This is a genomic window from Anaerobiospirillum sp. NML120511 (assembly GCF_023050955.1).
Taxonomy (GTDB): domain Bacteria; phylum Pseudomonadota; class Gammaproteobacteria; order Enterobacterales; family Succinivibrionaceae; genus Anaerobiospirillum.
The window spans coordinates 26,849-47,886 of record NZ_JALKIK010000008.1 but is presented as its reverse complement, the minus strand read 5'-3'; the positions used below and the strand labels follow the sequence as shown (position 1 = coordinate 47,886).

The following is a 21,038-nucleotide window of genomic DNA, read 5'->3' as shown; positions in this document are numbered from 1 at the left end:
CACCAGCTGTAGGGCCATTTGTCTCGCAGCTTCAGATACCAGTCGCCGTCCATCTGTAGCTGCCAGTCGCCACTCAGCTGCAGTCTTATGATCTTAAGGGTACCAGGCCCGGCAATCAGTTGACCTCTGTAGTCTGATGGACTCAGCTAAGCTCAGCTAAGAAATATATGACCCATCTCACTTATCCGGCACTGCACTATGCAGCGCGGCTGTGATAGTGGCGCAGTGCAGCGCAAATCATTAAGTCCATTGAGGTGTCTTGAGTCCTGAGCTAATAGGTATTCGATGGCTTGGTGAGGCCTTGTGCTTCGGCTATTTCAGCCATCTTGCAATCTGCTCAAACCTGGTTTCAGGCCTGTTAGAAACAGTCTGCTTTGCACGGGAGTCATCATGGGATGACGCCGGGTTTCCAGCCTGGGATTTAGCATGTGCAGATACTGGATGCTCTGTAGAGCGGCATTATGTGATGGAGCTGGCTTTCCGGCCTGGTGGAGAGTCTGGCAGATTCGGGACGCTCTGCAGGTGCGTCATAGGTGCATGGAGCCGGTGTCTGGCAGATTCAGGATGCTCTGCAGCGGGAAGATTAGGGGATAGATTGGATAGCGGGGATAGTGGGATGGTTTTTATGGGGCCCTGAAATGCGTTTGGCACTTGCAAAGACCTGCGTAGAGAGCTTTACAAGTGCCAAAGAACAAAAAGGCTTTTTCACCCTGGCAGGTGAAATAAGGTCTTTTGCTGGTGTTATGCGCGTGCTGGTCCGTCATACCAGGGCTGTCAGGCTCTGGTGAGGGAGGCATATTGCGCTCTGCACTGCAGGCAGAGGAGCAGGTATTAACGGGCGCGGAAAGTGATGCGGCCCTTGGTCAGATCATAAGGAGTGATCTGAACGGTTACCTTGTCGCCAGTTAAGATACGGATGTAGTTCTTGCGCATCTTGCCGGAGATGTGAGCCATAACAATGTGGCCGTTTTCCAGCTGAACCCTAAAGGTGGTATTTGGCAGGGTCTCAAGAACGGTGCCCTGCATCTCGATACTTTCTTCTTTTGCCATAAAAAATGAGTTATGAAGTAAACATTGAGTTTAGCCCGCAGAAGCGTTCCTGAAGTGCCATTTCACTATTGTGAAAGCGTCAGGATAAGGGAATTAAGGCCAGTATTCTGCTGCCAAAAACCCGTGTTCCAGCGCTAAACGCCTGAAAAAAACGGGCTTATTATACACTATGAGCGCCCAAATAGGCGCTTTAGATGAAAACTTTGCCCACCTGTAAAAATGGCTGTCAGCGCCCGCCCATAACAGCCATTTCATCTGAACATCATTGCCGGAGTGTTCTTGCCATCAGGCAGACTGTACCTGACGAGGCGGCTCTGAGCGGCCGTGAGCTGTCACCTGCCTTAACAGTGGCCAAAAGTGCAGGCCATAATCCTGTAATCATGGGAGTGCAGACCATACGTTATATCAGAGCCATAATGGCTGTCAGGGCTACTCATATGCTCATGGCCCTCGGTGCAATGCATAACATTATGGCCACCAGGGCCATATGGGCTGTCAGGGACACTCATAACCTCAGGGTCATCATGGCTACAGGGGGTTATGGAGCCATCTGTTCCATGATTTCCCACTGGTATTACCCTGCCCCTGCAAGCTCCCCGGCCCGGTCAGGCCGCCATGGTGGTTTCACTGCCGGTCAGATGGGCTCGGGTCAGATGCGCTCCTGAGTGCGCCCTGAGCCTGTGCTCTGATTCTGATGGACCACAGAGGCGCTCTGGACGTCACTCATGGCGCTGGTCTGAACCGGTACTGCAGAGGTGGTCAGGGCTGCCATGGCCATGGCAGCCGCAGCGGCAGGTGCGCCATAATGACCTTCGGCCTGATGACTGTTGCCTGAGGATGAGGAGACTGCAGTACATGCAGTGGCTGTTCCGGCTGGAGTGTGGCAGTTGCCGTGAGATTTGCTGTGGTGAGGGTCGTATTTGAGGTCAGACTCAAACAGTGGTGGTACAGCATGGGCCTGAGGGTCAGAAAGCAGGCGGGTAAATACCAGAGCTCCGACAGCATTTCCAAGGGCAATCAGGGCAAGGCGGCTCCAGTCAGTTGCAGTCATATCGACACCGGCCATGGCAAAGAAGCCGCAGTTGGCCACAGAGTGCTCAAATCCTGCCAGCATGAAGAACATTACCGGCATGATGACATACAGGGGATGCTTGCCTCTGGTATATCCGTAATAGGCAATATGCATCATGGCGCCGCAGCCGGCTGCCAGGATGAATGATGAGAGCATGGTGTCATTGAGCTTGAGCTCAGCTACATGAGCTGCATTGCCAAGATCAATACGGGTATGAGTGAAGATCCATGCAGTGGCTGCACAGGCAAGGCCGTTGAGTACAAACATGTAAACAAGGCGCAGGGTGGACTGTAAGGTCCAGTCTCCTATCTTGCCGGTATACAGAAAGTAGCTTTTGACCATGATGGTCAGCAGACCCAGAGAGAAAAGAAAGGAACCCACATACTTGACGGGGGAGGCTACGTAGGCAACGCAACCAAGGCCAATAAGCATGCCGGCCAGCAGGGATTTGACTGTGAAAATATAGAAAAGAGAATCTTTTTGCATACTGTATCTGCTAAAGCTGGGGCTCAAAAACAGAGGCAGGGTCAATTCATGGCTGAATTGCAACAGCGGATAAACATCTGTTTTTGATAAGATTTATCACTATTATCCTAAATAAAAACCCGTATTTACGGGTTTTTAGAGCTCAAAAGTACTGAAAGTTGTGGCCCTTATGACCACTGAATGAGCGGCGCGTATTGTAGCAAAGCCCGCTGCCAAAAGCATCATAAAATCTTCAGCACAGACTTCTCGTGCCATGCCTTTCTAATCAGGACAGCCTGAAACTGCTGTCTGTCAGTGCCAGGACATCAGCCCTGACCGATACCAGAGTGTCATCCCCGCCCAGTCCTGACGGATACCAGAGTGTCATCCTCGCTTCAGCCATGACGGATACCAGAGTGTCATCCTCGCTTCAACACTGACGGATACCAGAGTGTCATCCCCGCCTCAGTCCTGACGGATACCAGAGTGTCATCGCCGCCTCAGCCCTGACCGTTACCAGAGTGTCATCCCCGCCTCAGCCCTGACCGGTACCAGAGTGTCATCCTCACCTCAGTCATAACCGTTACCAGAGTGTTATCTCCAATCAGGCATGCGAGCCTGTGATTTGTATCGCACAGTGTGGTTGTTTCGTGCTCTCTGTCTGTTTAAAGAGGGGCAGGTGATGCTGTGGTGGTATGCCATGCAGAAAGTGCCCATGGCAGGAGCAGCCTTGGGGTAGGTAGGTAGGTAGGTAGGTAGGTGGGCGGGCTGTAGTGCCTTCTGTATTCAGGTCTGAGCGTATGGCGCAGAGGTAATGCCATATATTTCCCATAGCCTAATGACTTGATTCTTGCTAGTATGTTGGTCATAAAGGTTCCTTAACTGTGATTGTTAGTTTTTTTAACAGTTTAACAAGGAGCCTTTTTCTATTTATGGCCTGTTTATCAGGTTTTTACAGAATTTGTGACGTATTTTGAATTTTTCCCCAAAATCGGGAATAAAGTAGTAATTTCGCCTCCAAAATGCACCTCATGTGCTGGGAAAAACTGCCCAAAACAAACATGCTTGGACATTATTGGTGTGCTAGTGCCTGGTAATCGGCATAAATATCATATTTTGCTTAAGTACACGGGCATGTATATTTCCAGCCCTGCGTGCTGAGGTGACTGTGCTCAATTGATTATCAGACCGTGGATCTGATGCCTTTGGCTCAGTGTGCAGAAGGTTACGTGGCTGCGCTGGCATGCAGATATGCAGTTATTCCAGGGATTGCAGGTATCCCTGTTATTGCAGGCATTTCTAAGATATGCAGATATTTCAGGTATTGCAGGGAAGGGTTTGTGTCTTGATGGGGCCGGGAAGTGGTGGGGGGTTGCTGCAGCGTCGGGAGACGCTGCAGTGGGATATTGGGACAGCACCTTCATGATGCTGTGCGGGGGGATTAGAGGTCGCGCTTGTCTGCAGAGGTCTCAACGGCTACCGTGACCACTGCTGGCTGTACGGCTGCGTTGCTGGCCGGGTTGATATCAAAGCTTGGGGCGTGCGGGGTTGGGGAGGCTGGCTCGGATGCCTGAGAGACTGGAGCTGTGTGGGCAGTGACCGAGGCAGTAGCCTGGGTGGTGGCCTCTGCGTCAGTCTGCTGCTGGAGCCCGGTCTGCTGGCTTGCAACCATGGCACGGGCAATATGGTGGCTGTCGCGGTAGAGGTCAGACTTAAAAAGGAATGGTACCGGATGGGCCTGAGGGTTAGGGATAAATTTGGTGAACACCAGTGTGCCTACGGCATTGCCCAGCACAATTACTCCAAGGCGGGTCCAGTCGGTAAGTGTCATGTCCACTTCGGCCATGGCAAATACGCCGCAGTCAGCAATGCTGTGCTCAAATCCTGCCAGAATAAAGAACATGACCGGCATGATGACATACAGAGGATTCTTACCCTTGTGGAAGCCGTAATAGGCAATGTGCATCATGGCACCGCAGCCTACAGCCAGAATAAAGGATGAGAGCATGTTGTCATTGAGCTTGTAAGCCGCAAGGTCCTGAGCTGCAGACAGATCAATACGGGTATTGGTAAAGAGCCATGCAGTAGCGGCACAGGCCGTACCGTTAAGGACAAACATGTAGAGCAGTCTGAAGGTCGACTGTGGCGTCCAGTCTCCCACCTTGCCTGTATACAGGTAGTACTCTTTGACCATGATGGTCAGCAGACCAAGGGAGAAGAGAAAGGAACCAATGTATTTGATTGGAGAGGCAACGTAGATTACGCAGGCAAGACCAAGCACTATGCCTGGCAGCAGGGACTTGACGGTAAATTCGTAGAAAAGGGAATCGGTACGCATATGGGAGCTCCTTGGATGTCTGATGCATGTCATCTGTGCACAGACAGCTTCAGGGCACTGTGCTGCAGCCTGGCAGACTGTCTGCCCGGTGACATGCTGACGCTAACCATTTAACCGTTCATGACGGCCGTCCGGCAGAACTCTCAGAGAGCCGGACCTGAGAAGTATTGCTGTCCTGCAAAGGGCACTTATCCCCGACAGCGTGAATGGGGAAAGCCAGATACAGACGGCGCGTATTGTAACAAAGGCCAGGGCGCCAGACATTAAATCCATTATCAGCTGGTCATTTTTCCCAGGTAGCCAGCCTCAGCGCCCGCTCCCATACAGTAAAACACTATGTTTTTGATAAAAAAGTTTCACTTTGTCCGGCCTGGATATACGCCGTATTCATGGCCAGTACTAGAGCACTGATGGCTTTGGCTTTGCCTGTATGCGCTTATCCTGTATATGAATAATGCGCCGTGAGCAGCTGTGTCTAATCTGAGCACAGCTGTGCTGGCCCGTGCTGAACCGCATGCTCTGGCCGGCCTTGCCTGGATGGGTAGCAGTGCCTGCCATGATTAAGCTGTGCATTGCTCAGGCAGGCTGTCTAAAACAGCTGCCCTGAGAAAAGGGCTGAAAGGGACTGAAAAGTGGGGCTGCACAGCCCCGTACCGGCATGGAGTAACAGGGACTTGCTGTCAGGGGCGGGCGCTGTCTGTTGCAGGAAGCTGTCAGCTGCTGACATGACTGCAGGCACAGACAGATATCAAGCCGCATGTCTGATTCAGTCCCTCAAAGTCTGCAGCTGCCATGGCTGTACAGTATTGTGGCCTGGCCCCCTGGATGGCATGCAGTTATGCCACTTACTTCTGCAGAGCACAGCTCACGCATAAACACAGGCCACGACCAGGAGATCAGATACTGTTCTTGCTCTGGTCATGCAGCAATGGCCTTAGCTGCTAATTGCTCTGACAAGCCTGGTCATGCTCCTGAAGATGTATCCTGGCAGCGGTCCATGGACTGGCAATACATCAACAGGTCTGATGCCCACAGACAGGCAGAGACCCAACAGGTCTGATGCCCACAGACAGGCAGAGACCCAACAGGTCTGATGCCCCCAGACAGGCAGAGCCTCAAACGGCCTGATGCTTATAGCTCATAGCCGGCATGCTGCACTTTTTCCTGGTGTGAGGTGCCGGACCTTGCCGGGACATGCATGTCCTTACTGCCTGTCATACTCTTGCTGTAAAAGCTGGCGACGGCTGGCGGCCAGGCGCCATGTCATACCATGCTTACTTGCCTTTATGTCCAGCCTGCAGGGGCAGAGGGGCAAATGTACAGGCTGCATGAATGTCTTGCCTGCCTGTCCTGCGTGCACAGTGTGCTGCCTGGGTTTACCTGGGCTCATGTGGAGAGCTGGTAAGTCTTATGCATGATCTGGCACATCCGTAATTTTTAAAGTCTATTGAGGCTGTGCTATCATATTTTGCGGTTGTGCCGGTTTGCCACTGTGGCTTGCCGTACTGCCATAACAGCTCAGCTGTATTTTTTGCTAATCAATGATCATACGGGCGAACTGACGAGGTTTTTCCTGTATTTCAGTTGACTTGTTAACTGTCAGCATTTTTTCCTTGCGCCAGGTCGTTACTGTGTCTTTTTCTGGCCGGATATGCTGGCGAAGTACACGGCCGCCGTGGTCCTGTTCAAGGGCGCCTGGTAATTATGGTGGTGGTCTGTGAGCAATTGACAGAGGCAGCATGTTCTGCCTGTCAATTCAGCCCCTGTCCAGGCTGTAGACGTCTGAGGTAATCAGCATGACTAAGCCTCAGGGGCAGTACTTTAATTTGGATCGTCTGCTTGGAGAAAACTAGATGGCATTGCGTAAAGCAGTTATTACCGGTTTAGGAATAGTTGCCAGTATCGGCACAGGTAAAGAGGCCGTGCTTGAATCCTTACGACAAGGCCGTTCCGGCATCGTCAGAGAGGAAGAGTTTGCAGCCATGGGCATGCGTTCCCAGGTAGCAGGCATGGTCAACATTGATTTCAAGGATTATATCGACCGTCGTGATCTGCGCTTCATGGGTGAGGCAGCTGCCTATTCCTATATCGCCATGAAGGAAGCCATTGCTGATGCCGGTCTTGAGGATTCCGATGTTTCCAATGAGCGCACCGGTCTTATCGTAGGTTCAGGTGGCGGTTCAACAAAGGCCACTGTAGAGTCAGCTGACATTCTGCGCTCCAAGGGCGTCAAGAAGATTGGCCCTTATGCCGTAACCAAGACCATGAGCTCCACAACCTCTGCCTGTCTTGCTACCCCTTTCAAGATTAAGGGTGCCTCTTTCTCCTTAAGCTCAGCCTGCGCAACCTCAGCTCACTGTATCCAGGCAGCCTGTGATGAGATTATGCTGGGCCGTCATGACATTGTCTTCGCCGGTGGCGGTGAAGCTGCTGACTGGACCATTGCCAGCCTTTTTGATGCCATGGGCGCACTGTCCTGCGGTTACAACGATGTTCCTGCAACTGCCTCCCGTGCCTATGATGCCAACCGTGACGGCTTTGTTATCGCTGCCGGCGGCGGTATCGTAGTTGTTGAGTCCGAGGAGCACGCAAGAGCACGTGGTGCCCGTATCTACGCTGAGATTGTGGGCTGCGGTGCCACCTCCGACGGTGCAGAGATGGTTGCCCCTTCAGGCGAGGGTGCCGTACGCTGCATGAAGCGCGCTCTGGCTACCTGCGATACTCCAGTTGATTACATCAATACTCACGGTACTTCTACCGTGCTTGGTGACAACAAGGAGCTTGAGGCTATCCGTGAGGTATTTGGCGACAAGTGCCCTGCCATTTCCTCAACCAAGTCCATGTCCGGTCACGCTCTGGGCGCTGCCGGTGTAAACGAGGCTATTTTCTCTCTGCTGATGCTGGAAAATGGCTTTATCGCTCCATCCATCAACATCTCCGAGATGGACGAGTACGCAAAGGGCTTTGATATCGTTACCTCTACCCGTGATGCTCAGCTCAGGACCATTATGTCCAACAGCTTCGGCTTTGGCGGCACCAACGCTACCCTGATCCTGCGCAAGTATCAGGACTGACATGCCCAGGTCTGCAGCCGCTGAGGCTGCAGCATTCAGGCCCCAGGCTCTCGTGGAACGAATGCAATTGCAATTGCATATTCCCCGGGCAGCACACAAGGCAAAGTTTCCGGCATAAGGAGACTTTGCCTTTGTCATTTTTGCAGACAGGGCAATACCTGCATTTGCGTCTTATTATCAAGCTGAGCACAGGCCGCCCTCCCGGACAGCGCAGACATACCGTCCGGCATCTGTTCACAGCTGTGCCTTTGCCGCTGGCCTGATGGGCTGCCCTGCGGGCGCACTCGTAAAGTGGGATAACACTTACGCCTGTCACTGTCAGCTGTCAGACTCAACTTTGTCATAAGTAATATGCCGGCCATAGCGGCCCTCTCTGTAACAGATCAGCTCTGGGTGAGCTCATACTTAATGCACAGGTATGGCATCAAGGCAAGGCAACAAGGTCTGGCTGACCCATCTGCTGTCCAGCCTGGTCATGTCCAGCCCCGGCATGTACCGCTGCTGCCTGGTATGTCCATTCAGGTCAGAGCTTGCTTAAAGCTCAGACTCACTGCATGTGGAGCATATGTTCACAGCCGGGCAAAGTGTACAGCCGGTACTGCCAGGATATGCCAGGCAATATATCGGGCATGAGAAAACCTGAGTGATTTGCCTGCAGACACATAGTGCAGATTACTACGGTATGAATCTCTGTACATGCCCGCATTGCCAGAACATTACCGGGACCGCACTTATGCCTGCAGCCGGGGCATTACTGGAACTGTGCTCTGCCTGCAGTCGGGGCATTACTGGTACTGCCCGCATGGCTGCAGCCGGGGCTTTACTGGGACTGTGCTCTGCCTGCAGCCGGGGCTTTACTGGGACTGTGCTCTGCCTGCAGCCGGGGCATGGCACAAAATGCTCAGCTGCGTACCTGTACAGGCAGTGCGGTGGGGACAGGCGTGGTGAGGCAGCAGGTCGCCCAGGTTAAGTGCCGGGTAATGGCTCGGCGGGCGGGATTTATTGGTTTCTGGTACTGCGGCAGCGCAAGGTGCTGCATAATTTTTCAGGAAGTAAAAACAGTGGCTAAAGCAGCAAAGGAAGTTCAGCGTCTTGACAAGATTGTGGCCCATCTGACCGGCATGAGCCGTCAGCAGGCTACCCGTGCCATCAAGGATGGTGATGTAACAGTTGATGATGAGGTGGTAACAGATGCCGCCGGCCGTATCAGCGTGCATGCTCATATTGTGGTGGCCGGTTTTAATGATGACGAGTCAGGTGCAGTAGCTGCCTCAGAGGCCTTCAAAAAGCGCGTTTTCATGCTCAACAAGCCTTTTAACTTTGTCTGTGCTGATCGCGACCGTAACTTCAATACTGTGCAGTCTCTGTTCAAAAACGAATTACACCACACACAGCTGCACTGTGTAGGCCGTCTTGATGTTGATACTACTGGTCTTATCATTGTGACCGACGATGGTGATCTCAACCATGCCGTGACCTCACCAAGGACTCAGCTCTCCAAGGTATACCTTGCCCGTCTTGACCGTCAGGTTCCTCCATCAGCAGTAAAAAGCTTTGCTGCCGGTATCAGGCACCCTGAGGAAAAGAAGCGTTACCTGCCTTGCTCCCTGCATATTTTCGAGCCTCAGGAAGCTGCTCCAGTGTCTGCCCACAATGGCGAAAATGAGGGACAGACAGAGTACTGGGCAGCCGTGCAGCTTACCGAGGGCCGCTACCATGAGGTCAAGCGCCTGTTTGAGACCGTGGGCTGTGAGGTCCAGGAGCTGGTGCGTGTTGCCATTGGCTCACTTACTCTCAACGAAAAGCAGCAGCTTGGTGAATATGTCAGCCTGTCAGAGGAAGAAATTGAAGCCCTGCTGACCAGCTATGACTATCAGCCTGATCAGCTGGAAATGCTTCTGGAGCGCTACCGTGAGGCCCTTGAGGTATCACGCCCAATGTGGTGGCCGTCAAGCTGCGCTCTGGCACGGGCCGCCCGCGCAGCTCAGGCCGCAGCCTCCACTGCAGGCGCTGCCGCTGCAGCAGCTTCAGCCTCGACACCTGAAGCCGCCGACATTTACGGCAATGCCCGCTCCAGCTCAGCTGCAACAGGGGCAGCCACGCTATCAGATACCAGTGATGAAGACTGTGGTGATGAGGGGGACTTTGATGAGGTGGACGAGAACGGCGATCTGCGTATCTACTGATTTATCCGGGGATAATACTTTATAAAGCAATAAGTAAAGAAAACAGGATTGTGGTTCAGTGCTACGATTTTTACTGAGCCCAAAGGATTGCTCTTACTTATTACTGATGATCAGGCTTCTGTGTAAGCCAGCCTGCTCAAACTTCCCCAGGCGTACCGGCAAAAGCCAGATATCCCCATCTTTTGCCAGGTTAAGCCAGGTTGCTCATGCCAATCATGAAGCCTGGTAAGTTATTTGTCTGTACCACGTTTTGCAAAGCCTGATGGTTTGAGCCATTGGGCTTTGCTGCTTCTGGGCTATGCTCTTTATGGCGGGCATAAACGTAAGTTGCAGCTAAAGAGCAGGTTGCAACCCAGATGTGCGGTCAGGTATGTGCAGGGACGTGAAAGTCGGATCTGGCCAGAGCAGCCCGCTGGCCAGATTAGCCCACATGGATAAATTAGCCCATTAACATCATTGACCGTATCGACCGTATTGTCAGCAACGCCCGCTCAGGACTGGAGCTGCAAGTTCGGGGAGAGGGGGCACGGTGCGGGGGAATTAACTGTACCGGGGATGACGTCAGAGTTAATAATCGAGCCCAGGGAGAGCGTGGCCCTGGTGCGGGCGGTGCTCATCGGGCATTGGGCAGGAGTGGAGAACAGTCAGTGACATTAGTCTTTTACTGACGGTGGTTCAAATAACAGAAAGCGGACTTTGTACTATGGGCTGCGATGGTATGTAAGCGTGAATGCTGTGTAATCAGGCTTTAAAATCCGGCTAATAGTGGGCTAATAGTGATCTTATATAATTTGTCCTTGCTATCGATATGATATGCGTTGCTGCAGGCCGGTTGCTGTTCCCCGGTTGCAGCAAAATGTCACATGCTTAATGCCGACTGGTGCTCAAGCCGGCTCAAATAAGGGAACGGCCTGACCCTCATGGTCAGTTGAGAAAAGGTTTTATGATGAGAAAGACTTTATGCGCTTTGGCCGCTGTATCAGCAGTACTGTTCATTGGTGTTGCATACGCTGCTGACATGTCACCTGGCTACGACAGATGTATGGACAGAGCAAAGACCTTTAATGACCGTCTGGCCTGTGTTCAGGAAGCTGAGATTTACCTTGGCAAGCAGGCTGAGGACACCTGTGAGGCTCTTAAGAAGAGCTGCTCTGAAACTGAAAATGCCAGAGAGTGCATGGCAGCTGCCGAAAAGGCTCATAATGCCTATATCGACTATTACGATAAGATGGCAGTGGTACTGGGATATATGAGCAATGCTGAGGGCAATGAAAGCCGTATCAGCGCCATGGAGCAGCTCAGCACCATTACCTCTTTCCATACTGAGCTCATGCAGGGAGCAATTGAAAATCTCGAAGAGGCTGCAGAGGCCCGCAAGCACGCTGAGACTGATGACTAATATGGAGCCTGCACAGCAGGTCCATGATGTCCATAGTACCCATGATGGTCATGCTCTTCAGAGACGCTCTGAGCATAATAAACATGTTCAGTCATAAGGTCCGAAGCAGGTCATGATCCGGCTCAGGCTCCGTAGCCAGCGTCAGCACCAGTACCAGCACCGGTGCAATTGTCAGCACCAGAACCGGTGGAAGTGTCAGCACCAGTACCAGCACCGGTGCAATTGTCGGCACCAGAACCGGTGGAAGTGTCAGCACCAGTACTGTACCGGTGTCAATGTCAGCACCAGCTCATGCCCTGGGCAGGTATGCCACACCCCACAGGAAGAAATTCCCGTGGGGTTTTGTGTTTCTGGAGGAGCTGATAATGAGCGAAGTGCGGCATAAGGCAGGGCACGGGGATGTAGTGGGTTGTACAGGCTGATCTATGGTATGCAGACAGGTAATGATCCTTGTCTGACATATACGCTAATTTTGAAACTTTTTGTCCCAAAGGATACTGGCAATAAAAAATATTATCCTAAGATAAGTTATTCGTAAATCCTTAAAAATCAGGTTTTCAGTGAATATTTGTAAAATAATAGTTAGAAAAATAACCAAAAATTGTACAATTATTGGGATAGCGTTATCCCGCTGATTTGAGGTTTTTTTGATGGCTATTTTAAAAAATATCACGGAGATGCCTCCCCCAGACTGGGCATACATCACTGCATATGGACGAGTGCTTCATAGATACCGCAAGGATGGCAAGCGACATAATGTTGCCATAGGCAACGTCGTATTAGTAAGGCCATGCAAAACTGATAGATAACGTATTATGAAAAGTTTTCTTTAACTGCTCCAATTAAGGTTGTTGATCCCATCACATGAAGCTATTACGTATTTAGATTTATAGATTAAATTTATTCTATTATTTTAGAAAATAGCTCTGGGGTGGGACAAAAAATTTCAAAATTAGCGTATATATGCTGTTCTTAATTCAGTAACTGTCTGTCAAAAACAGGTTCCATTAATTTAGGTCTTTATCCCCAAACTGTGTCGCATAGACGATCTCAGGCATGTATGTTCAACCCGGATCTGCCTGAAGGTGACGGCATAATTTAAATGTCATGGTAAATACCGTAAGTTTGCTGTCTGACTGGCTAATATCTTTAGCGTCGGGTGCCTGCCATTTTTATGCAGCACCAGGCTCTGCCGGTAAAGTGTGGGGCGGGCCTCAGTCCATGAGACCTGGTGTAAGTATGATGACTGGCCTGTATACCGTATTTACTAGCCTGCAATGCTCTGTACCGTAAGCCAGTTATTTTGCCCTTGTTAAATTCATGCGGCAGTAAATGTTAAAAAATGTTCCACGCGGTTCCACGTGTATACAAAATTGCAAAAAATAAAATTGTTCCACGCCAGGTCAAAATAAATTCCCCAACAGGAAATGCGTTATTTATCTGATTTTGGGTGCGGGCTGGTTCACTGCGTAACAGCCCTCTGGGAACAGTTATCACCCTTGTTTCAGGCTGGACTGTTCCCGCCGGAACAATCACTGGGAATCGCGGGGCAAATTAACAAGGGCAAGATGTTTCTTGCTCTGGTGTATGCTGGTCTCTCATGGCATATGGTCAACTATCTGTTCTTATTGACATCCCGTCACCATGGAGCGGGAAACATAGCCCATAGCCCATGGCTCATGTCATATGGCCCATAGCCCATTGACCATGTCTTATGGGGTAAGTTTTAATCGGCAGCGGTAGACAGGGATATGACTGCTGCTGAGACTGCGGCAGAGGCAGAGACTGGTACTGTGAAAGCAGCAGAGCATATGACAGTAGCAGAGACTGTATAAGCTGCTGAGGCTTATGGCAGAGTTGCTCTTTTGCGGCTCTGACAGGGCGTATGGCCAGTATGGCTCTGCCTTGCTCTATGAGCCGCAGTGCGCTGTCTTGCGCGCCACGCGGCGACATGAGTCAGAGCGACTTATGACGTTCTGTCAGGGATTCGGGCAATATGGGGCGTATGAGGAGCCGGCTGCCGCTCCTGAGGGCGGGCAAGAAAGGGAGTAACTTAGGAGCCTGCTGCAGTGCTGAGGAGCCAGGCTGCCGTGCCGGGGGGAAGCTGCAGTCCATATTCCTGCCGGGGGCTGGGCAGTTGGAGCTGTTTGAGTATTTTATTCATAAGACTGCATTGGGCTGTAGAGCACAGATTAACTGTAGTTTTTGTATTAGACTTAGGCGCCAAAAGCTGATGAATGCCTGGCCTCAGCGCCGCTGTGGTGCTGGAATGTCCCTTTGCATGGCCATTACAGATGTTATGGGTACAGACAGAGCCTGAGTGTGCGGCCATGTTGGAGCTGCTGATCTGGGGCTGCTGACCTGTTGGGGCGGCTGACAGGGGCTGTGCTGGCGGGGCGGTTTAGCTTGAACGAGTTTGATTTTTAACTGCGGAGTTAGTTATTCATGGAAAAGATTGTTGTCACCGATGCCATTTCCATCCCTAAGGCCTATCCATTACCACGTCCATCTTTTGAGCATGAGTGGGTAAGCTATGAGACCACTGCCCCTGATGAGCTGGTTGATCGCGTTAAGGATGCTACCATTATCGTGACCAATAAGAGCCGTTTAACCGCTGAAGTGCTCTCCCAGTGCCCAAAGGTAAAGTTCATTGCCGAGCTGGCTACCGGCTTTAACAATATCGATATCGATTACTGCAAGGAGCACGGCATTGGTGTGGCTAACATTCAGGGCTACTCAACTGACTCTGTAGCTGAGCACGCCATCACCATGATGCTGATGTTAAGCCGCTCCATGATTAAGACCCGCAAGGAAATGGAGAATGGCCTGTGGGTTAATGCCAACTGCTTCTGCCAGCTGCCATACCCTGTAGTTGACCTTGCCGGCCGTACCCTGACCGTAATCGGTTCAGGCTCCATCGGCTCCCGTGTAGGTGCTATTGCCAGTGCCTTTAACATGAAGGTTCTCAAGGCCGAGCGCCGAGGTGCCCAGTCCGTACGTGACGGCTACACCAGGTTTGAAGATGCCATTGCTCAGGCTGACTTTATCAGTGTTAACTGCCCTCTGACTCCTGACACCACCAACCTCATTACCAGCAAAGAAATCGCCACCATGAAGAAGTCCGTCTTCATCATTAACAATGCCCGTGGCGGTGTGGTCAACGAAAATGACCTGGTTGAGGCCATTGTCAGTGGTGCCATTGCCGGTGCCGGTGCTGACGTAGCTTCTGTTGAGCCTTTAACTGCCGATCACCCATATGTGAAGTTACAGAACAACGACAACTTCCTGCTCACTCCTCATCAGGCATGGATGTCTCACGACTGTCTGCAGGCTCTGGTCAAGCAGTTTGGCGAGAACCTCGAGGCCTTCCATAAGGGTGAGTCCTTACGCCGTATCGTCTAAAGGCTCATAAGCCCGGAGACAAAACAACACAGCTGACCTCAAAGGTCAGCAGGGGCCAGCAGCAATCCTGGCCCTTTTTCATGGCCGGCAGCCGTGCCTGCCTGCCATGCCTGCCATGCCTGCAGCCGGGCCGGCGGCCCATAACCTGACACCAGGCTGCTCTGGCAATGATTAAGGATCGCTATGGTCTGGTTAACTGTCATCATGACAGCGAGACGGATCATGCATACTTGTTCCGGGGCCGGGGCCGGCCATATGCTGTTTCACTCATGCTGCTGGACACTGGTCGGGCAGCATGCTGCCAGGCTGTCGGCTAGGACATGGTTCCGGGCAGATGCAAGGGCCTGGTTAAGCCACCTGTTTTCTGGCACCTGCAGGAGCCTGGTTACTAAACCTGGTTGTACCATAATGGGGTAATGCAGGCACAGAGGATAATGGCAGCTCAACAGGCCTGTACAAAGGCATTGTCAGATCGAATATGTACTGAAATAAGGAGGATCTGTCTGCTGAATGATGCGTCTTTGAGGTTTAGTAATGTGCAGCTCTGGTGCTTTGTCCAACATAATCTGACAGAAAAGGCATATCGTGGGATAATATGCGCCGCAGCAATCTGTTGAGTAATACAGAATCTTCGGTTTAGTGGCTGCTGAACTTCATTTTCGTCTGACATTTTGCCCGGATGCGCCAGGTATTACCAGGTCGCAATCTGTTTGTCCAGTGTGCGGACAAATTGTGCCCAGGGCTTATGCTTCCTGCCCATAACATCATAAGCTGGTCTTATGCCAGCAACAGGTGCTCATCCCGTACAGTCAAAAGAGCCTCATGGCCAGGGTACAGGGTACAGCTACCGGGTACATGGTACAGAGCTTATGGCACAGCTTTACTGTGCCTGGGACCCGCAGGGTGCAGAGCGCACTGAGCTGTATGCTTGCACATGATGTATGCATATGATGCAGCGGGCATGACCTGCAGGTATATATGGCCGGAGCCTTAGTGTCACGGCCTGCCTGCAGGGCGTTGCGTCTGTGGGACAGGTGCCCATATCGTCAGAGCATATGAGGACAGTGGCACTCAGGTTTTCAGTGATGTCTGCCTGAGGCATGGTCACGGCCGGGTACAGCTGCTCTGTCAAGGTGATATCTGTGCCTGACTGACATGAGCGCTGGTGCTTTTGCTTTCTGTTTTTCTCAGTTCTTCTTGAGATACTGTACGTTTCATTATGATGCTCAGGCTCACAGCCGGTATCAGGATTAATTAACATACCTCCCGGAGCCCCATGGAAAATAACAGCAAGAATCTGGTGACCTCTGCCGCCAATGATCTCGGATATACCTTTGAACTGTGTGTTACCTCAACTGAGGGCGTGAAAGTCGCCTCTGAAATCGGCGCCCACAGAATTGAGCTGTGTTCAGCTCTGAGTGAAGGTGGTCTTACCCCTTCATACGGTATGATGCGTGTGGCCGGTGAGCACTGTGCAGAGGTTGATACAAAACTCAACGTCCTGATCAGACCACGAGCCGGTGATTTTATTTACACCAGCGAAGAGCTGGAAATCATGCGCCATGACATTATGATGGCCCGTAAGTTCAACGCCAACGCAGTAGTAGTGGGCTGCCTTACCCATGATGGTAAGTTGGATGTTGATGCCATGGAGCTCATGCTAGATGCTGCTCATGGCATGGAGTTAACTTTCCACCGTGCCTTTGATCTGTGCGCTGACCGTATCGAAACCATGGAGCAGCTTATTAAGCTTGGTGTGACCCGTATTCTGACTTCAGGCGGCAAGGCCAATGCTCTTGAAGGCGCAATGAATATCAAAGAGCTGCATGATAAGGCTGACGGCCGTATCCATATTCTGGCCGGTGCCGGTGTCAAGCCTTCCAATATTGTTGAGATTGCCCGTATTTCAGGCATTAAGGAATTCCACTTTTCTGCCAGGGACACCTATCCATCAATGATGAGCTATAAGAACCCTGATGTCTTTATGGGCCTGCCAGGCTCTGATGAGTATGCTATTCAGTACACCAGCAAGGAAATTGCCCTGGAGACCATCAGCGCCCTGTTAAACAGCGCCCCTGAGCTCAATAAGTAGTCAGGCCCCGCGCGCCTGCCCCACTGTCAGGCACAAACGCCTGGCAGCGCGGAACAGCGTAGCACTGTGACTGGCAGGAGCGCCGCTGCTGCAGCCAAAGCAGCTGCAGCAAGGCCACAGGAGCAGGTCCCCACGCTCAGTTGTGACAGTGCCGAACCAGGCGTTCAGTACATTACAAGGCCCTCTGTCGGCAAGGACAGAGGGCCTTGTGCATTCATGGGGGCTTGAGATGGCTGTTTTTAGTACGCCGGGCAAGAACCGGTTCCTGGTCTGCAAAAATTACAAAGCCCCCTGTCCTGTCGGACAGAGGGCTTTGTGGTCGGTGCGGGCGCGGGCGCCGTACCGGCCGGGCTTTTGCCTTAGCTGATTAGCTTAAGGAGAAAGCCAGATCGTACTGATCTTCGTGGAACTTGTGCTTCATGTTCTCGATGCAGTCGATAATGTCGTGGTGTACGAGCTCACCGCGCTGAATGCCGATGCAGCGGCCAGAGTGGCCCTGACGCAGCAGTTCAATAGCGTAGGCACCCATACGGGAGGCCAGCACACGGTCAGCAGCGGATGGAGTGCCACCACGCTGAATGTGGCCGATAACGGTAGCACGGGTCTCAAGACCGGTTCTCTGCTCGATTTCCTGAGCCATCTGGTGAACGTCAGTCTGGTTCTCACATACTACCAGAATGGCGTGACGCTTACCCTTGGCAATGGAGTCGTCGATGGACTTGTAAACAGTTTCCTTGTCCCATGGTCTCTCAGGAACCAGAACAGCTTCCACACCACAGGAAATAGCGGCGCTCACAGCAAGGTCACCACAGTGACGGCCCATAACCTCAACTACGGAGATACGCTTGTGAGAGGAGCAGGTGTCACGCAGACGGTCGATACAGATAACAGCAGTGTTTAAGGCAGTATCGAAGCCGATGGTGGTGTCGGTACCGGCGATATCGTTATCGATGGTGCCTGGCAGGCCGATACAAGGGAAGCCCAGCTCGGAAAGGAGCTTGGCACCCATGTAGGAACCGTCACCGCCTACAACTACCAGAGCATCGATGTTGTGCTCTTTCATTACTTCAACGCACTCGCGACGGATAGCCTCTTCCTTGAACTGTGGGAACCTGGCAGTACCGAGGAAAGTGCCGCCACGGTTAAGCATGTCAGAAACGCTCTTACGGTCTAATGGGATGATATTTCCCTCATGCAGACCAAGATAGCCGTCCTGAATACCGCAAACTTCGTAATCGTAATCAAGAGCAGTACGAACTACAGCACGGATGGCAGCGTTCATGCCTGGGGCGTCACCACCTGAGGTTAAAATACCAACTTTTTTAATAGCCATTTTCTGTTTCCTGGATCTGGAGCTAAAGCCAACCTGAAATAATCCGCCTTTTTCAGCTCAGGCAAGGGTCCTGGTCCTCTTATGGAGGTCACCTTATGAGGTGACGGGCACAGTGTTATCCCCATGCTGGGGGGCCAGACGGGAAAAACTTTATCTGTACTGAAAACCTGGACCGGTACTTACTTTTGCTTGAGGCGGGCAGGAGCGCCTGTATTGGCCGGGGCGTCCTGGAGTAATAAGACCACATCTGTCAAAATTTCCTGCAGCATCCTGAAGCCTTGCGCTCCTGGCTGCCAGCTGATGCTGACAACTTGCTGGAGGAGTGCTGACCACGGCAGGAGCTTATGCCCTCTGGCATGACAGCAGCTGTCGGAATGGATCCGGCAGGACAGTATGAGAGCCTGTGCATATTATGCTAAAGCTCAAATGTAAAAACTGTGGTTGAAACTTATTCTTTAGTTCCAAAAAATAATCTGAAGCATCAGCCTGGAGGTCACACTCAACCTGGGACAGCTTAACCATATCTGTCCATAAGACTCTCCTGCGTCAGCAGCAGCCGGCGCAAGCTGATTAGAAAGTCCTCACAATACCCTGCACACACGGATTTGAGGATTATGCTGCCACAGACAGCATGTGCCTGTAGCAGCTGAAATGCAGCTGATGATATGCCGCACTTATAACCGGGACTCAAGCCCGGAGCACTTACTGATAAGCCTTGGCTTTTAGGCGTTGGCTACAGCAGCAGCGATGATAGCGGAGAAGTCGTCAGCCTTTAAGGAAGCGCCGCCAACCAGGCCGCCGTCGATGTCCTTCTGAGCGAATAACTCTGGGGCAGTCTTGGCATTGCAGGAACCACCGTAGAGGATACGTACGCCGTCAGCAACTTCCTGAGAGAAGGTAGCCAGGTAAGCACGAATGTCAGCGTGAACCTTTTGAGCGATCTCAGGGGTAGCAGTCTTGCCGGTGCCGATAGCCCAGATTGGCTCGTAGGCGATAACAGCATTCTTGAAGGAATCGATGCCGCACAGATCGATAACTGCCTTTAACTCCTCACGAACAACGTCCATGGTCTTGCCGGCGTCGAACTCAGCCTCGGACTCACCAACGCATAATACTGGAATTAAGCCGTTCTGCTGAGCAGCCTGGTACTTCTGAGCAACGTAGTTGCTGCACTCCTTGTGGTACTCACGACGCTCGGAGTGACCAACGATGGCGTAGGTACAGCCGAACTCACGTAACATCACTGGGGAGTTCTCACCGGTATAGGCGCCGGAGGTGTGAATATCGCAGTCCTCTGAACCCCAGGCAAGCTTGGAGCCCTGGGCAAGGTTCTCAACCATGCCGATGAAAACGGCAGGGGCGCAAACGGCTACTTCAGCCTTACCGGCAGCGTTGTTTGCTGGCTCCTTTAAGGCATTTACTAAAGCAGTTACAGAATCCTTAGTGCCGTTGAGCTTCCAGTTACCCATTACGAGAGGAGTTCTCATGTCTTATCTCCAATAGTTAAGCAAATAACGAATCTGGCATCTACAAGCCGGCCCGCAGGATCAATATTCCTGGTAAGGCCGTTATTCCCGTGCTGTCTGATACAGAAAAGGATCAAGGCCTGCAGAGGCTGATCAGCTTGTTAGGGGTATGCCTGAACATGATCTGTGCTCAGTCTTTCATCACATGAAAGATTGCTGATGATACAAATGATCAGGTCAGGGGTCATTTTACACCTTTTTGAGGGCTGAAAAAAAGACAAAAAGGCGCCCCACTAAACATTATGGGGCCCCTTTTGGGGGCGTCGCTTAAGGCACGAAAGCCATCACTTGAAAGACATAAAGGCAAACAGCTTACAAAGGGCAGGTAAAACGTTTTCATCGGCCCGCATCACTGCGCTCCTGGCACGCTCATGTTGCCCCGTAACAGTGCCTCCACACCATCAGCACCCGCTCTGCGCCAACATGGCACTCACTGCTCCAGGTAATGATGGCCCCAGACCACACCTGGACAATGACCGGCACGCAAGACAGCTCAGTCACAGCCTGAGCATGAGCCTGAACCGGGTTCTCTGTCCCTGGCAGTAGCGACACATGCCATGTCATGGCCATATGAACGGCCGGAAACGACAGAAGCCATGACCGTATTGCGATCATGGCTTCTGATAAGGCATGCAATGCCAGAAACACAGCTGTGTTCAGAGTAGGCTTACTCAGCCTTTTCACCCTGCTGAATAGCGCGGGCACAGGCAGCTACGTCCTCAAGCTCCTGGAGGGTGAACTCAAAGCCGTGCTTCTTGCCCAGAGCAACCAGGTTCTCACGGAACTTGTCATCGGCACGGATAGACTCGAATTCCTTGGTCAGTTCTTCGTTCTTGTCAAGGCTGGTAAACAGATCATTAATAGCCTGAATGCTCATAAAAACTCCTTATCGCCGCAGCGAAAAATGATTAAACGGAGCCCTGTATTTGCAGGGCATGGCCTGCATCATAACACTGATCGCACCGCGATATAAACACAAAGGCGGCACTGTTAAGCCTTTGTCTGTGCTGTCAAAGACCACGTTCAGGCCCCTGTAAATGCCGATTGGTCCGCCCCTTACGTGGAACTGCCACAAGCACTTTATCCCTTAAAAGCTCACAG

11 protein-coding genes are annotated in these 21,038 nt (G+C 51.9%); 5 read left to right on the top strand and 6 right to left on the bottom strand.

The window, feature by feature from the left end; all coding sequences use genetic code 11:
- Window positions 1-831: 831 nt before the first annotated feature.
- From infA to MXE39_RS03795, 3 genes are all read right to left on the bottom strand, one after another.
- Window positions 832-1,050 (bottom strand): translation initiation factor IF-1, encoded by a 219-nt coding sequence (gene infA / locus MXE39_RS03805; RefSeq protein ID WP_009143043.1) that lies wholly within the window; start codon window positions 1,048-1,050, stop codon window positions 832-834.
- Window positions 1,051-1,699: 649 nt separating this feature from the next.
- The gene (locus MXE39_RS03800) at window positions 1,700-2,608 is read right to left on the bottom strand and encodes a formate/nitrite transporter family protein (protein ID WP_246977409.1); all 909 of its coding nucleotides are present in this window, start codon (window positions 2,606-2,608) and stop codon (window positions 1,700-1,702) included.
- Window positions 2,609-4,028: 1,420 nt separating this feature from the next.
- Entirely contained in the window at window positions 4,029-4,925 is an 897-nt protein-coding gene (locus tag MXE39_RS03795) for a formate/nitrite transporter family protein (protein ID WP_246977408.1), read from the bottom strand.
- 1,859 nt (window positions 4,926-6,784) lie between these two features.
- On the opposite strand from MXE39_RS03795, the gene fabB reads away from it, so the two are divergent.
- From fabB to MXE39_RS03770, 5 genes are all read left to right on the top strand, one after another.
- On the top strand, window positions 6,785-7,999 hold the full coding sequence (gene fabB / locus MXE39_RS03790; protein ID WP_246977448.1) for a beta-ketoacyl-ACP synthase I: 1,215 nt from the start codon (window positions 6,785-6,787) through the stop codon (window positions 7,997-7,999).
- A gap of 1,061 nt (window positions 8,000-9,060) precedes the next feature.
- Window positions 9,061-10,185 carry a pseudouridine synthase gene (locus tag MXE39_RS03785; protein WP_246977407.1) on the top strand — a complete coding sequence of 375 codons (1,125 nt, stop codon included), beginning with the start codon at window positions 9,061-9,063 and terminating at the stop codon, window positions 10,183-10,185.
- A gap of 1,042 nt (window positions 10,186-11,227) precedes the next feature.
- Window positions 11,228-11,584 carry a hypothetical protein gene (locus MXE39_RS03780; RefSeq protein ID WP_247073795.1) on the top strand — a complete coding sequence of 119 codons (357 nt, stop codon included), beginning with the start codon at window positions 11,228-11,230 and terminating at the stop codon, window positions 11,582-11,584.
- 2,445 nt (window positions 11,585-14,029) lie between these two features.
- Window positions 14,030-14,986, top strand: a complete 957-nt coding sequence (locus MXE39_RS03775; protein ID WP_246977405.1) for a D-2-hydroxyacid dehydrogenase — start codon at window positions 14,030-14,032, stop codon at window positions 14,984-14,986.
- A 1,276-nt stretch (window positions 14,987-16,262) separates the two neighbouring features.
- Window positions 16,263-17,078 (top strand): copper homeostasis protein CutC, encoded by an 816-nt coding sequence (locus MXE39_RS03770; RefSeq protein WP_246977404.1) that lies wholly within the window; start codon window positions 16,263-16,265, stop codon window positions 17,076-17,078.
- 367 nt (window positions 17,079-17,445) lie between these two features.
- On the opposite strand, the gene pfkA is transcribed toward MXE39_RS03770, so the two are convergent.
- The 3 genes from pfkA to MXE39_RS03755 form a co-directional block, all read right to left on the bottom strand.
- Window positions 17,446-18,411 carry a 6-phosphofructokinase gene (gene pfkA / locus MXE39_RS03765; protein WP_246977403.1) on the bottom strand — a complete coding sequence of 322 codons (966 nt, stop codon included), beginning with the start codon at window positions 18,409-18,411 and terminating at the stop codon, window positions 17,446-17,448.
- A 722-nt stretch (window positions 18,412-19,133) separates the two neighbouring features.
- Complete coding sequence (tpiA, locus tag MXE39_RS03760; RefSeq protein ID WP_246977402.1) at window positions 19,134-19,898, bottom strand: triose-phosphate isomerase; 765 nt, start codon at window positions 19,896-19,898, stop codon at window positions 19,134-19,136.
- Between the two features lie 706 nt (window positions 19,899-20,604).
- Window positions 20,605-20,814 carry a Nif11 family protein gene (locus tag MXE39_RS03755; protein WP_246977401.1) on the bottom strand — a complete coding sequence of 70 codons (210 nt, stop codon included), beginning with the start codon at window positions 20,812-20,814 and terminating at the stop codon, window positions 20,605-20,607.
- Between the last annotated feature and the right edge of the window lie 224 nt (window positions 20,815-21,038).